Here is a 15000-nt window from a genome sequence, read left to right on the forward strand (position 1 = left end):
GGAGGTAAAGGATAGTGAATAAACAATACGTAATAGGTTTAGATATTGGTACTACAAGCGCCAAGTCCGTTATTTTTCAAAAAAACGGGATTGTTGTTTCGGAAGCAGAGGAAAGCTATCCTGTTTTTCATACAAACCCTTCATGGGCAGAACAAGATCCATTAGTCATTGAGAAAGCTGCGATTCACGCAATTAAATATTCATTACAGATAAAGGGAATTAAAGGTGAAGAAATTCTTTCAGTCGGTATATCGTCTGCTATGCACTCTTTAATCTGTGTAGATGAAAAGAACCAACCACTCTCTCCTTCTATTACTTGGGCGGACGGGAGAAGTGTGGACCAAGCAAGGATACTGAAAGAAACTTCATCTGGAAATAACATTTATCTTCATACCGGTACTCCCATTCATCCAATGTCCCCTCTCGTAAAACTTATTTGGATGCAAGAAACAAACTATGAACCCTATATTCATGCATCTAAGTTTTTATCTATAAAAGAATTTATAACTTCAAGATGGTTTGGTACAGACGCTGTTGATTATTCCATAGCATCAGCTACTGGTTTGTTTAATATACAAACAAAGGATTGGAATGAAGAATCTTTGAAATTAGCCGGTGTCCATAGGGACCAACTCTCAAAACCTGTGCCGCCTACCTTTATTTTTCAAGGAATATCAAAAGAAATTGCAGAACAAATAGGTATTCCAGAAGGACTGCCATTCGCAATAGGTGGTAGTGATGGTCCTTTAGCAAATCTTGGGATAGGCGCGATCGATTCAGGTGATACAGCCCTTACTATTGGAACTAGCGGAGCTATTAGAAAGATGGCAAGTTCTCCTAAAACAGATAGCCTTCAACAAGTATTTTGTTATGCCGTTACAGATGAGTTATGGATTTCAGGAGGTCCTACAAATAATGGTGGAAATGTTCTACAATGGCTAAAAGAAGTTCTAGGTCACAAAGAACTGGAGGAAGCGTTAAATACGGGTGGAGATGCTTTTACATTAATGCTTCAGTCCGCAGAAGGCGTTGAACCAGGTGCTAATGGTCTGCTATTTCTACCTTATTTAAATGGAGAGCGAGCTCCGCATTGGGATGCCAATGCCCGAGGTGCATATATAGGATTGTCCACTGATCATCGCAAAGAGCATATGATTCGGGCAAGTTTAGAGGGAGTTTTATTTAGTCTTTTGAATGTTAGTGAAGCATTGAATAGGCTATCTGGAGAGACTTCTACATTATTTGCTAGTGGTGGTTTCGCCAGATCACATTTTTGGGTACAGATGCTTGCAGACATATTCGAACGAGAAGTCCATATTCCCGAATCACATCAAAGTTCTGCTTGGGGCGCTGCTTGGTTTAGCTTATTGGCTATTGGAGAAGTTAATGATTTAGCCTCAATCAAGAATTACATTCCTATGAAAGAAGTTATTCATCCTACCCAGTATGAAAGAGAGAGATACCGCAAACTTTATCCTATTTATAAAAGCCTATATAAAACTTTGAAACCTACATTTGAGCAACTCGTTGAATTTAGAAAATAATTTAGATCTGACTTCATAAATAAAATGAGATAGTAATCTTAGTAACACCTTCTACCATATAGAAGGTGCTATCGTTAGATAAATCTAGAATATAAAATAAGCTAACTTCGTTTATCAACGAAGTTAGCTTATTTTTCACAAATAGTAAAACACCTTAAAATAGAGCATTGTCTATAGACATTAAAATGGTACCGATGGACCACTCCCGACATCATACACACAAATACTAAAAGCAGCTTCGTATGGATCTTCATACTCGCACTAAATCATCCTCATGTAACTTTTTTAATATTTGGTAGTAAACCTATATAATAGCACCTTTATAAAATATCGTTCTTTTCAATCGTTTTACATAGAATAATCTTATCATTTGTTAGTTACCAGTAAGTTTTCCAACTCATTACTGTTCGTATTAAAGCTTCAAAATAATAATAATCACCCCAGATACAGCACTCATCTATACCATTACCTCCTGGATTAGAATAAACAGCATGCAACAGAATACCATTGGAAAGAACATTTTTAGTCGTGTAGTTTTCGGCGAGTGACTTAATCATTTTAATAGCCGCATTTTCATAGAGTTCTCTATATTCATTTGAAACAGGCAAGTGCTTGCTTAATTCTAGTAATCCACAAGCCATGATGGAAGCCGCTGAGCTGTCGCGTTCTTCATTTCCTTCTGTAAAATCTAAGTCCCAATAACAAATATCATCCTCAGGAAGACGATTTAAGAAATAGTTTGCTAGTCTTTCGGCAATATCAAGGTATTTCTTATCTCCGGTATGTACATAGCTTAGTGCAAAACCATATACACCCCATGCCTGGCCTCGTGCCCAGCATGATTGATCCGAATAACCTTGTGCCGTTTTTCCATATAATGGGCTACCTGTCTCCGTATCCATATAAAAGGTATGGAACGTTGACGAATCCTCTCTGACAATATATTTAGCCGCTTGTTCAGCATGATTTACGGCAATATTATGATACTTTTTATCACCCGTTTCTTTCGAAGCAAAATACAATAACGGTAGGTTCATGTTGCAATCAATAATCATTCTTCCACGCTGTTCTGGGTCAGATAAATCCCCCCATGCTTGAAGAATTTTTGCCTTTTCATGAAAACGAGTGATTAACTTATCCGCTGCTTTAATCGCGGTATCTCTTGCAGTCCTATCACCCAATACTTCGTATCGCGCTACACTGGATAACGAGTATAAAAATCCAATATCGTGAGTTTCTAATTGAATATTCTCTTTTAATCGATTTTTAAAGCTTTCAAACTGGACTTTTATGACCTCAAGATACTTTTCATCACTTGTATATTCGTATGCCAAATAAAGCATTCCAATCCAAAAACTAGCAGTCCAATCAGTATTACCCTCTGGAATGTACATTAAGTTTTTCGAGGCAGCAGGCGGTACTTTTTCTTTAAATGTTTCCAGATTTTCATCAATTTTCTTCAAAACAAACTGAATTTCATTATCAAGCCAGTTATTATCTAAAGCGGTTTTCACTTTAAATTTATCATGTTTGATTCCTTCGTTAATCGTTTTCAACTCTGCTTTCCCCTTTCAATATAATTATTTTTAAAACTTATAATAATTCATTTGAAATATGCGATGTGTGAAATGTAATTATAAGACAGTATGGTTTAACCATATTAGATTTTAGGGCGAGTCCTTTCCCATAAAAAGTGAGTAATTGGCTGAAAATCATTAGAAAGATTCATATAATCGAGGGAATCTGGATCTGTACCTGAATCAATAGCCGTCCGGGCTAGCACACAATATTGTGTACGATGTTTTTCCTCTTCATCATTTTCACATTTCTTTTCTAACCAAGGAACGATACTTACCAGCAAACGCGACAATGCTTCTAGATAGGAAAATTGCTCGCGTTTTGTGCCTTCCTTCATCTCGACTCATTTCTTTTTTAATGTTCTCTCCTTCAAATGCAGGAGAAGTGAAAACCAATATTTTCTTGCTTCATTGTTTACCATGGTCATTATTCAACCCTCTTAGAATCTCTTATATATGCATCCAAAATTGAAGAGAAGGAGGATATAACATCTTCCTTCTCTTGTATACTAATATAATTTATCTACTTTCTAACCATTCTGTACTTTCTTTTTGAGCCTTATCTAAAGCTTCTTTAGCACTTCGTTTACCAGTTAATGCAGACTCAATCTCTGAAGTTAAGATAAATCGTGGTTGTGCTGCTGCCCAATGATATCTAGGTGTATACGGTGTTTCCATTGCTTTAAAGACGGGCCCTAATAAGTCTTCGTATTTTTTCACACTTTCCCACTCAAGTGCTGATTTAACAGATGGAAAAGCTGCACCAGTTTCGTAGAAATATTGCTGAGCAAAATCACTTGTTGCAAACTTAAGCCATTCCCATGCCAATTCTTTATTTTCACTGGATTTTCCAATTGTAATAGGGCTTCCAGCAAACAACCCACCTTTACCTTCTTCATTCTTAAATTCCTGTGCAATGGCAATACGGTCCTCTAACCCTTGAGCATATGTTTGTTGCACTAACTCTCCAGGACCTGTGTTTAACATAATGGCAATATTGTTTTCTTTTGTCATCCATTTCTCATTACCTTGGTTACTCACAATACCTTCTGGTGCTAGTTTTTGCATTTCAAGCATCCAATTTAGACTTTCAAGCATTTCGGGTGAATTAAATTCAAAACTAACGTCCTCCCATGCAAAACCTGATCCCCACTTTCCACCTAATCCTTCCGCTGCATTAAGTAGTGTAAATGCAGAAGACCAATCTCCACGGAACCAAGTTCCATAGTTTTGTTCACCAGTTACTGGGTTAATACCAGTCATCTTTGCAGCTTTCTCCCTAACTTCTTCCATTGTTGGGTATTCTGAGAGATATTCTACTCCCCAGTCATCAAATAACTTCTTATCATAAGTAATAAAGCGAGCATCTCCGAAGAATGGTAAACCAAAAATCTCCAATTCATTGCTATCAGGTCCTAACGCTTTCCAACCTTCAACTTGTTGATCAATAAAAATATCTGTACTAAACTCACTATCAGTTTCAATATATGGTTGCAACGGTTCTAATAATCCTTGTGGTGCAAAGTCAGCGATACCAGGCATTTGGTAAACATCTGCTTCACCAGAGGTTAACATCGCCTGTGTTTTTTCTGTATAACCTTCCCAAGGCATTAGGATAAATTCGACAGTTGCTCCCTGGTATTGCTTTTCAAATTCTTCTTTTAAGATACTTAATCCAGCAGTTTTTTCCCCTGTAATCGGATCAGTTGAATCCTCAATAGAAAAGTCACCTATTAACTGAACTTTAACTATTTGACCATCCCATTCCCCACCTGCAGTTTCTACATCGGTACTGGAACCTGAATCTGAGCTACAACCAACCAGAACTGATACTATAAAAATCAAAAGTGCTAGTATTAAAGATGAGCTTTTTGTAAATAACATTTTAAACATTATATAACCTCCTAATTATATTTGAAATAATAGAAACGTTTTTAAAAAATACCTTTAATTACTAACCCTTCACCCCACTTAGGGCAATACTTTGTATAATGTATCTTTGTAAAAACAGATACAGGACTACAATTGGTAGAACACTTACTGTTGCTAACGCCATTGTAAGTCCACCTAAACTAGTACCATTCTCTAAAGAAAAACTAGCTAAATATAGTGGCACTGTGTGTAAATCTTGATTAGTTAAAACAACTAGTGGCCATAAAAAGTCATTCCAACTCCAGATAAACGCTAAGATTACCATCGTTGCGGCAATTGGGCCAGCAAGAGGAAAATAAACTCTAAAGAAAATCTTAAATTCCCCTGCTCCATCAATTTGCGCTGCTTCTCTTAGCGTGTCTGGTAACTGGTCAAAAAACTGTTTACAAAGAAAAATCAACATTCCATTAGTAACGGATGGTAATATTAGTGGCCAAAAAGTATTTAGTAAGTCTACACTATTAAAAAGTTTATATAAGGGAATTAATCGAGGTTCCATTGGTATCATTAATGTACCAAGCACAATAATAAACAAAAGTTTTTTCCCTTTGAATCTTCCCTTTGAAAATGCATATCCTGCTAAAAGTGAAGAAGATACAGTTATGACAACCGAGCTGATGGTTACAATAGCTGAATTAATATAGGCTTGTATTAACTTTCCATTTTCAAGAACAATACCATAGTTAAAAAGCGTTGGTACTTCAGGAATTAAACGTGGTGGAAATGGCATCGTTATATTCGCAGTCCGATCAAAACCAACACTAACCATCCAAGCAAAAGGTGCCATTAGTAGCACCCCAAAAACTAGCAGAATGGTAAATATACAATAAATCTTTATTTTTTCGGCCTTTTTATTGGACTTAGTGCTTTTCATGTATTCTCCTCCCATCTGTTATAGCTTCATCTTAGATATTTTTAAATTAAGAAACGTAAATACAAGAATTATCATAAACATAATGTACGTAGCAGCAGAAGCGACCCCGAATTCAAAACCTGTAAAACCACGTTCATAAATAAAAGCTCCCATTGTTTGAATCGATCTCGCAGGACTTCCATTGGGTCCACCTAGAACATAAACCTCATTAAAGCGTTGCAATGCTCCAATCCACCCGGTGATTAACAAGAAAGCAAATGTTCCAGCCATATTAGGAATGGTAATAAACAGCCATTGCTGAATACCACTAGCACCATCTATTTTTGCTGCTTCGTACATATCCGGAGATATTGCTTGCAAATTCGCTAGACAAATAATAATAACAAAACCTATCCAATGCCAGACTGCTAATAAAATGACTGCCCATTTAGAAGTTGATGGATCTGCCAACCACTTCGGAGTTGGTAATCCTACGGCTTCCAATGCATAATTGACAATCCCCATTTCAGGATGCAATACAAAAGCAAAAATTATGGCTGCGGCAACAATCGACGTTACGTTTGGTAAAAAGTAAATAACTTTAAAAAAGCTCTGCCCTCTCGGCGTTGAGTTTATCAAGGTTGCAAAAATAAAACCTAATGGAATTGTGATTAATATTTGAAATATTCCAATATAGAACGTGTTCCAAACAGAATTCCAAAACGGACCTGATGTCAAAACCGTCTTAAAGTTATTGAGACCATTGAAGTTTTCTATTGTCCCATTTGATTGATAGAAACTTAACCTTAAAGATTCGAAGATCGGATAGACCATAAAAAGTAATATTCCTAGAAAACTTGGAATCAGAAAAATATACCAAACCAATTGTGACCTTTTATTCTTTAGCCTAGTCAACTTCACCCCTGTGATAGTATCTGAATTTGCATTAATCTCCATGTGGTTTTTAGCCATATTTTTCTCCTTTCTCGAAATGAAACATTCATCCCGATGTGATAGCGCTTTCATAATTGTCACAATAATGATTTTAGTTCGTTCATAGGGTGAAATTGTAGTAAGGACTGAATTAGCTATCTAGAGGTTGTTAAAAATACTCTCCATCACGTGCAATTAACATACACTCACCTCTTCACTAAGTTTCGTGTATTTAGTGTTCACTTAATTTGAATATAGTCTACTAAGGAATCAATACTTGCTCCAATCTGATTAGCTTAATTACTATTGGATCCACTCTTCAACTCCCTTCTTGATTACTATTTGTTTCTAAATTATAACTTAGGTATTTTCCTGAAAGTTGTTGTATAATAACCAATAATATCAATCTATTGTTCTAGAGTCCTCTGATAACTAGATAATTTATATCGAATTGATTAATAATTAAAATATCCCAGTGTAGCCTAAAAATTGATATACTCAAGCAGTAGGTTATACATTGAGGACCTGTCTAATCACTTCCTATCTGGAATTGATGTGAGTATGGTAACCTTATCAAGGCTTTATATTTCAGATGAGCTAATTTTTGTACTTAAAAACTATTACATTAAGGTTTAGTACAAGTTTTCACTATAAAAGTTTTGAAAATTTAAATAATATAAGGAGGGAGATAATGAAGCATTTATTCGAACAAATTGATCTAAAGCCGTTCACTTGGATTTATCGTAGAGTTTCAGAAAAGAATTTTCAAGGTTTTTATCACTGGCATCAAGGGTGTGAATTACTATTTGTCTATCGAGGACAAGGACGTGTCATTGTGAACCAGCAAACTTACGAAATTAAAAAAGGTATGCTTTTCTTTTTTCAACCTTTTCAATTGCATAAGGTACATGTTGAAGTATCCTCCAATACACCTTATGAGCGCAGTATTATACACTTTGATCCACTAACTCTCGCAAAGAACAATTCGCACTTATTCACTGGTCTTAGCGCCCTTTTGAAACAATTACAAAATGGTATAAATGAACCTCAAGCATTTGATTTAGAAAATGTCTATCAATACATATATGAGGTCTGTGAGATATTTAATAAATCGTTGCAAACAAGCAACTGGGAGGATGATAGTCAGCTTTTTCTTTTACAATTACTCTCTTGCATCCGTTCAAACATTCACGATGCTAAGCTAGATTCATCCACTAATAAAAAGTTTCGTTCACTGTACTATTCAGAAAGGATAATGCAATGGATAGAAGAGCATTATATGGAGCCTTTTGACTTGGAACTATTATCGGATGAGCTTCATTTATCAAAGTCATATGTCTCTAGAATATTCAAACGCGAAACTGGGAGTAGTTTAACGGAGTATCTTACTATTCGGAGAATAAAACAGGCTTGTCAATTACTACATACGACGAATAAACCTATAGAATTAATTGGTGAGAGCGTAGGCCTTGGGAGTGTATCATATTTCATTCAAATATTTAAGAAAAACATAGGCACTACTCCTCACCAATATAGACTTTCTCATCATACGATTCACAAATAAAACCAGATTAGTTTTTAATAGTTGCGGTGCGGTATTTAAAATTAAACATAGTCCCCTAAAGAAACGCATAATATCCTTGGACAGCATTGAGGGGGCTTAAAAATTAAGCTTTTTCTCCACTTATAAGTGTGAAACAATAGTGAAATTGCTTCTTCTGTTCTTCTTTTGGACTATAGTTCTTACCTTTTACAAAATCCTCTAGTAGCTTTGCCTCATGAGATTTCCCGTCACGTGTATATCAATGGTGTTAATAGCTTCATAATAAAACTACATTAGAATGTTTTAATTAATCTCCTCTATTTAAACCATTAAGTTTAACATTTATGCAAACCCAAATATCCCTAAAAGAGGAAATTGTACTTCTAAACTGCTACTTTAGCAAAAATAAGAGTCTAAAGTTAGACCATAGGGGAAATTATGTACCATAATACAATGGTGTAGAGTAAAAAATTTGCCATTTGAAACACGATAAAGTCTGATAAAGGCTCTAACACCCGCGGTACAGATATAAACCATTAAAGATATTCAAAAGCTATCAGCTGATGAACTTATAGAAAAAATACGAAACAAGTTAAAATATTATCAGTCGAAGAAAGTAAGACGGAACCTTATTGAAAAAGATAATGAGAAATTATAAAGATAAAGAGAATGGAAAAAGTGTAATTAGTGTAAGACGAATTTCAAATCATACCTTTTACTCCCGTTTTGCCAAAAAACAAAAAACTCACAAGTGTTGATGTATCAACACTTGTGAGTTTTTAATCATTATAAAAAATTACCTTAAATTATGTAAATGGTACCGGTGGTCGGAGTCGAACCGACACGGGACGAACCCACAGCATTTTGAGTGCTGCGTGTCTACCAATTCCACCACACCGGCAAAATTTATTATAGTATTAATGTTAAAATGGTGCCGAGGGCCGGACTTGAACCGGCACGATAATCACTTACCGCAGGATTTTAAGTCCTGTGTGTCTGCCAATTCCACCACCCCGGCATTACGTTAGACTGTCATTTTAAATTGAAAAATATGGAGGCGGCAACCGGATTTGAACCGGTGATAGAGGTTTTGCAGACCTCTGCCTTACCACTTGGCTATGCCGCCATTGGAGCGGAAAACGGGATTCGAACCCGCGACCCCCACCTTGGCAAGGTGGTGCTCTACCACTGAGCTATTTCCGCATTTTAAAATGGCAGGGCTAGCAGGATTCGAACCTGCGGGTCACGGAATCAAAATCCGATGCCTTACCGCTTGGCTATAGCCCTATATTTTTATTTGTTTTAATTTTAATGGGGCGGCTGATGGGAATTGAACCCACGAGTGCCGGAATCACAATCCGGTGCGTTAACCACTTCGCCACAACCGCCACAAGTTTCATTTACAATGATTAATTATACCATAGAAAAACATGATAAATTAAATCAATCTACCAAGTTAAAAAATTAATGGTGGAGGGGGGCAGATTCGAACTGCCGAACCCGAAGGAGCGGATTTACAGTCCGCCGCGTTTAGCCACTTCGCTACCCCTCCATTTATGACAATTAATATATTACAAAAAGTAATTATAATAGTCAAGTGAAAATTATGGTGCTGGCCAGAGGACTTGAACCCCCAACCTACTGATTACAAGTCAGTTGCTCTACCAATTGAGCTAGGCCAGCACTCAAAAATAATGGTGGCTCAGGACAGAATCGAACTGCCGACACATGGATTTTCAGTCCATTGCTCTACCGACTGAGCTACTGAGCCATATATTAGTTAAAACATAAAATTTTATCTTTAACCTTTAATTCTAAAATTAATGGCGGTCCCGACGGGATTCGAACCCGCGATCTCCTGCGTGACAGGCAGGCATGTTAACCACTACACCACGGGACCTCATATAATTAAAACAAAAACTAATTGGTTGCGGGGGGCGGATTTGAACCACCGACCTTTGGGTTATGAGCCCAACGAGCTACCAGACTGCTCCACCCCGCGATAATAATAAAAAAAATTTAAAATGGTAGAAGATGACGGACTCCAACCGTAATTCTCCTGCGTGACAGGCAGGCATGTTTAACTGCTACACCATGAGACTTCATATAATTAAAACAAAAAATAATTGGTTGCGGGGGGCGGATTTGAACCACCGACCTTTGGGTTATGAGCCCAACGAGCTACCAGACTGCTCCACCCCGCGATAATAATAGGTGTTTTAAAAAATAATGGTGGAGGATGACGGGCTCGAACCGCCGACCCCCTGCTTGTAAGGCAGATGCTCTCCCAACTGAGCTAATCCTCCACATATATAACTTACGTTACTATAATAATCTTGGTGACCCGTACGGGATTCGAACCCGTGATACCGCCGTGAAAGGGCGGTGTCTTAACCGCTTGACCAACGGGCCATAATATTTCTGGCGGAGAGCGAGGGATTCGAACCCTCGAGACGGCTCTAAACCGCCTACACGATTTCCAATCGTGCTCCTTCGGCCACTCGGACAGCTCTCCTAAATGGCTCCACAGGTAGGATTCGAACCTACGACCGATCGGTTAACAGCCGATAGCTCTACCACTGAGCTACTGTGGAATAATGTTTAATTGCTAATAAGCAGTTAATTTCTTAGTCTCTTTTATTTATATCAGGATCTACTTAAAGCTAAAAAGTAAATGCCCAGCGGCGTCCTACTTTCACAGGGGGAAACCCCCAACTATCATCGGCGCTGGAGAGCTTAACTTCCGTGTTCGGCATGGGAACGGGTGTGACCTCTCCGCGATCGTCACTGGACATAGTGAGTGGTCGTTGACCTCTCAAAACTGGATAACGTGATGGACTGAAAAGAATCGTTGCTTAGAGTAAAACATTTGGTTAAGTCCTCGATCGATTAGTATCTCTCAGCTCCGCATGTCGCCATGCTTCCACACGAGACCTATCTACCTCATCTTCTCTGAGGGATCTTACTCACTTACGTGATGGGAAATCTCATCTCGAGGGGGGCTTCATGCTTAGATGCTTTCAGCACTTATCCCTTCCACACGTAGCTACCCAGCGATGCTCCTGGCGGAACAACTGGTACACCAGCGGTGTGTCCATCCCGGTCCTCTCGTACTAAGGACAGCTCCTCTCAAATTTCCTGCGCCCGCGACGGATAGGGACCGAACTGTCTCACGACGTTCTGAACCCAGCTCGCGTGCCGCTTTAATGGGCGAACAGCCCAACCCTTGGGACCTACTTCAGCCCCAGGATGCGACGAGCCGACATCGAGGTGCCAAACCTCCCCGTCGATGTGGACTCTTGGGGGAGATTAGCCTGTTATCCCCAGGGTAGCTTTTATCCGTTGAGCGACGGCCCTTCCATACGGTGCCGCCGGATCACTAAGCCCGACTTTCGTCCCTGCTCGACCTGTATGTCTCGCAGTCAAGCTCCCTTATGCCTTTGCACTCTACGAATGATTTCCAACCATTCTGAGGGAACCTTTGGGCGCCTCCGTTACTCTTTAGGAGGCGACCGCCCCAGTCAAACTGCCCACCTGACACTGTTCCTGAACCGGATCACGGTCCGAGGTTAGAATGTCAAAACAGCCAGGGTAGTATCCCACCAATGCCTCCACCGAAGCTAGCGCTCCGGTTTCCAAGGCTCCTACCTATCCTGTACAAGCTGTTCCAACATCCAATATCAAGCTACAGTAAAGCTCCATGGGGTCTTTCCGTCCTGTCGCGGGTAACCAGCATCTTCACTGGTAATATAATTTCACCGGGTCTCTCGTTGAGACAGTGCCCAAATCGTTGCACCTTTCGTGCGGGTCGGAACTTACCCGACAAGGAATTTCGCTACCTTAGGACCGTTATAGTTACGGCCGCCGTTTACTGGGGCTTCAATTCAGAGCTTCTCCCTTACGGGATAACCCCTCCTCTTAACCTTCCAGCACCGGGCAGGTGTCAGCCCCTATACATCGCCTTGCGGCTTGGCAGAGACCTGTGTTTTTGATAAACAGTCGTTTGGGCCTATTCACTGCGGCTCTCTCGGGCTTGCACCCTAATAGAGCACTCCTTCTCCCGAAGTTACGGAGTCATTTTGCCGAGTTCCTTAACGAGAGTTCTCCCGCGCGTCTTAGAATTCTCATCCCGCCTACCTGTGTCGGTTTGCGGTACGGGCACCAGCTTCCTCGCTAGAGGCTTTTCTTGGCAGTGTAGGATTGGGAACTTCGGTACTAAATTTCCCTCGCGATCACAACTCAGCCTTCACGACAAGCGGATTTACCTACTTGTCAGCCTAATTGCTTCGACGCACACAACCAACGGTGCGCTTACCCTACCTTACTGCGTCCCCCCATTACTCAAACGGAAACGTGGTGGTACAGGAATTTCAACCTGTTTTCCATCGCCTACGCCTTTCGGCCTCGGCTTAGGTCCCGACTTACCCTGAGCGGACGAGCCTTCCTCAGGAAACCTTAGGCTTTCGACGGAGGGGATTCTCACCCCTCTTTTCGCTACTCATACCGGCATTCTCACTTCCAAGCGCTCCACATGTCCTTCCGGTCATGCTTCGACGCCCTTGGAACGCTCCCCTACCACAGGACACCCGAAGGTGTCTGTCCATAGCTTCGGTGATACGTTTAGCCCCGGTACATTTTCGGCGCAGAGTCACTCGACCAGTGAGCTATTACGCACTCTTTCAATGATGGCTGCTTCTAAGCCAACATCCTGGTTGTCTAAGCAACTCCACATCCTTTTCCACTTAACGTATACTTTGGGACCTTAGCTGATGGTCTGGGCTGTTTCCCTCTTGACTACGGATCTTAGCACTCGCAGTCTGACTCCCGAGGATAAGTTTTTGGCATTCGGAGTTTGACTGAATTCGGTAATCCTGTGGGGACCCCTCGTCCAATCAGTGCTCTACCTCCAAAACTCTTCCCTCGAGGCTAGCCCTAAAGCTATTTCGGGGAGAACCAGCTATTTCCGAGTTCGATTGGCATTTCACCCCTACCCACACCTCATCCCCGCACTTTTCAACGTGCGTGGGTTCGGGCCTCCATCCAGTGTTACCTGGACTTCACCCTGGACATGGGTAGATCACCCGGTTTCGGGTCTACAACCACATACTCATTCGCCCTATTCAGACTCGCTTTCGCTGCGGCTCCGCCTTTTCAGCTTAACCTTGCATGGGATCGTAACTCGCCGGTTCATTCTACAAAAGGCACGCTGTCACCCATTAACGGGCTCCAACTACTTGTAGGCACACGGTTTCAAGATCTATTTCACTCCCCTTCCGGGGTGCTTTTCACCTTTCCCTCACGGTACTGGTTCACTATCGGTCACTAGGTAGTATTTAGCCTTGGGAGATGGTCCTCCCAGTTTCCAACGGGGTTTCACGTGTCCCGCCGTACTCAGGATACACTCCGGAGGAGTCTGCATTTCGACTACAGGGCTTTTACCTTGTCTCGCGGACCTTTCCAGGTCGCTTCATCTACACAGACTCTTTGTAACTCCATATGGAATGTCCTACAACCCCAAGAGGCAAGCCTCTTGGTTTGGGCTGTTTCCGTTTCGCTCGCCGCTACTCAGGAAATCGCATTTGCTTTCTCTTCCTCTGGGTACTAAGATGTTTCAGTTCCCCAGGTCTGCCTTCTCACACTCTATGTATTCAAGTGTGGATCTTATCCCATTACGGATAAGGGGTTCCCCCATTCGGAAATCTCCGGATCAAAGCTTACTTACAGCTCCCCGAAGCATATCGGTGTTCGTCCCGTCCTTCTTCGGCTCCTAGTGCCAAGGCATTCACCGTGCGCCCTTTCTAACTTAACCATTTTTTGCTGCGGATTACCGGCAGATCTCATCGTCAGCTGCACTCCTCACGTACGGTTGTACGCTCCGGGGATTCGTCATTTGCTTCCTCGATCTCCTTGGTTCTCCTTGCAAAAATTATCTATCAAATATAAAATTCTACGGATAATTCCCACTCACAATTGGTGGCGTCTTTCTTAGCCTACATCTAAGACACTCGGTTCACTTTCTTTGAACGTATTCAAAGGGTATAACCGGTGATTCTTTTCAGTCATTTCGTTATCCAGTTTTCAAAGGACAAAGGCTTCTTTCAAAGAAAAGAAGCTTTGAGAGACTAACCTCTCAAAACTAAACAAAAAGTCCAAGACAAAGTTCGATTCAATAAGTTGAGCTTAAATGCTCCTTAGAAAGGAGGTGATCCATCCCCACCTTCCGGTAGGGATACCTTGTTACGACTTCACCCCAATCATCTGTCCCACCTTCGGCGGCTGGCTCCAAAAAGGTTACCTCACCGACTTCGGGTGTTACAAACTCTCGTGGTGTGACGGGCGGTGTGTACAAGGCCCGGGAACGTATTCACCGCGGCATGCTGATCCGCGATTACTAGCAATTCCGGCTTCATGCAGGCGAGTTGCAGCCTGCAATCCGAACTGAGAATGGCTTTATGGGATTCGCTTGACCTCGCGGTCTTGCAGCCCTTTGTACCATCCATTGTAGCACGTGTGTAGCCCAGGTCATAAGGGGCATGATGATTTGACGTCATCCCCACCTTCCTCCGGTTTATCACCGGCAGTCACCTTAGAGTGCCCAACTGAATGCTGGCAACTAAG

General features: G+C 41.0%; 7 protein-coding genes, 16 tRNA genes and 2 rRNA genes. 2 read left to right on the forward strand and 23 right to left on the reverse strand.

What is annotated here, in order from left to right:
• The first annotated feature begins 14 nt into the window (after positions 1-14).
• Positions 15-1544, forward strand: a complete 1530-nt coding sequence (locus CEF18_RS13370; RefSeq protein WP_110936940.1) for a gluconokinase — start codon at positions 15-17, stop codon at positions 1542-1544.
• 377 nt (positions 1545-1921) lie between these two features.
• Here the strand turns inward: CEF18_RS13370 and CEF18_RS13375 are convergent, their stop codons facing one another.
• From CEF18_RS13375 to CEF18_RS13395, 5 genes are all read right to left on the reverse strand, one after another.
• Positions 1922-3100 (reverse strand): glycoside hydrolase family 88 protein, encoded by a 1179-nt coding sequence (locus CEF18_RS13375; protein WP_110936941.1) that lies wholly within the window; start codon positions 3098-3100, stop codon positions 1922-1924.
• 104 nt (positions 3101-3204) lie between these two features.
• Positions 3205-3459 (reverse strand): DUF2264 domain-containing protein, encoded by a 255-nt coding sequence (locus CEF18_RS13380; protein ID WP_110936942.1) that lies wholly within the window; start codon positions 3457-3459, stop codon positions 3205-3207.
• A gap of 181 nt (positions 3460-3640) precedes the next feature.
• The gene (locus CEF18_RS13385) at positions 3641-5014 is read right to left on the reverse strand and encodes an extracellular solute-binding protein (RefSeq protein ID WP_110936943.1); all 1374 of its coding nucleotides are present in this window, start codon (positions 5012-5014) and stop codon (positions 3641-3643) included.
• Positions 5015-5075: 61 nt separating this feature from the next.
• The gene (locus CEF18_RS13390; RefSeq protein ID WP_110936944.1) at positions 5076-5927 is read right to left on the reverse strand and encodes a carbohydrate ABC transporter permease; all 852 of its coding nucleotides are present in this window, start codon (positions 5925-5927) and stop codon (positions 5076-5078) included.
• A gap of 18 nt (positions 5928-5945) precedes the next feature.
• Positions 5946-6878 (reverse strand): carbohydrate ABC transporter permease, encoded by a 933-nt coding sequence (locus tag CEF18_RS13395; RefSeq protein WP_110936945.1) that lies wholly within the window; start codon positions 6876-6878, stop codon positions 5946-5948.
• A gap of 652 nt (positions 6879-7530) precedes the next feature.
• On the opposite strand from CEF18_RS13395, the gene CEF18_RS13400 reads away from it, so the two are divergent.
• Positions 7531-8403, forward strand: a complete 873-nt coding sequence (locus CEF18_RS13400; protein WP_110936946.1) for an AraC family transcriptional regulator — start codon at positions 7531-7533, stop codon at positions 8401-8403.
• A 794-nt stretch (positions 8404-9197) separates the two neighbouring features.
• Here CEF18_RS13400 and CEF18_RS13405 read toward each other — a convergent pair.
• The 18 genes from CEF18_RS13405 to CEF18_RS13490 all read right to left on the reverse strand — a co-directional run bounded on the left by CEF18_RS13405 (position 9198) and on the right by CEF18_RS13490 (position 14191).
• A tRNA-Leu gene (locus tag CEF18_RS13405) sits at positions 9198-9283 on the reverse strand.
• 28 nt (positions 9284-9311) lie between these two features.
• Positions 9312-9400 (reverse strand) — tRNA-Leu (locus CEF18_RS13410).
• A gap of 34 nt (positions 9401-9434) precedes the next feature.
• Positions 9435-9508: transfer RNA gene (locus CEF18_RS13415), tRNA-Cys, on the reverse strand.
• Between the two features lie 2 nt (positions 9509-9510).
• A tRNA-Gly gene (locus CEF18_RS13420) sits at positions 9511-9585 on the reverse strand.
• A 9-nt stretch (positions 9586-9594) separates the two neighbouring features.
• Positions 9595-9669, reverse strand: a tRNA-Gln gene (locus CEF18_RS13425).
• Between the two features lie 25 nt (positions 9670-9694).
• Positions 9695-9770, reverse strand: a tRNA-His gene (locus tag CEF18_RS13430).
• A gap of 80 nt (positions 9771-9850) precedes the next feature.
• A tRNA-Tyr gene (locus CEF18_RS13435) sits at positions 9851-9934 on the reverse strand.
• A 55-nt stretch (positions 9935-9989) separates the two neighbouring features.
• A tRNA-Thr gene (locus CEF18_RS13440) sits at positions 9990-10065 on the reverse strand.
• Between the two features lie 12 nt (positions 10066-10077).
• Positions 10078-10153, reverse strand: a tRNA-Phe gene (locus CEF18_RS13445).
• Positions 10154-10206: 53 nt separating this feature from the next.
• Positions 10207-10282 (reverse strand) — tRNA-Asp (locus tag CEF18_RS13450).
• 25 nt (positions 10283-10307) lie between these two features.
• A tRNA-Met gene (locus CEF18_RS13455) sits at positions 10308-10384 on the reverse strand.
• 125 nt (positions 10385-10509) lie between these two features.
• Positions 10510-10586, reverse strand: a tRNA-Met gene (locus tag CEF18_RS13460).
• 26 nt (positions 10587-10612) lie between these two features.
• A tRNA-Val gene (locus CEF18_RS13465) sits at positions 10613-10688 on the reverse strand.
• Between the two features lie 31 nt (positions 10689-10719).
• Positions 10720-10794: transfer RNA gene (locus CEF18_RS13470), tRNA-Glu, on the reverse strand.
• A 10-nt stretch (positions 10795-10804) separates the two neighbouring features.
• A tRNA-Ser gene (locus CEF18_RS13475) sits at positions 10805-10897 on the reverse strand.
• 4 nt (positions 10898-10901) lie between these two features.
• Positions 10902-10976: transfer RNA gene (locus CEF18_RS13480), tRNA-Asn, on the reverse strand.
• An 82-nt stretch (positions 10977-11058) separates the two neighbouring features.
• Positions 11059-11174, reverse strand: a 5S ribosomal RNA gene (rrf, locus tag CEF18_RS13485).
• Between the two features lie 77 nt (positions 11175-11251).
• Positions 11252-14191, reverse strand: a 23S ribosomal RNA gene (locus CEF18_RS13490).
• Between the last annotated feature and the right edge of the window lie 809 nt (positions 14192-15000).

This window comes from Salipaludibacillus neizhouensis, from assembly GCF_002886185.1.
In the GTDB taxonomy this organism is placed as follows: domain Bacteria; phylum Bacillota; class Bacilli; order Bacillales; family Salisediminibacteriaceae; genus Salipaludibacillus; species Salipaludibacillus neizhouensis.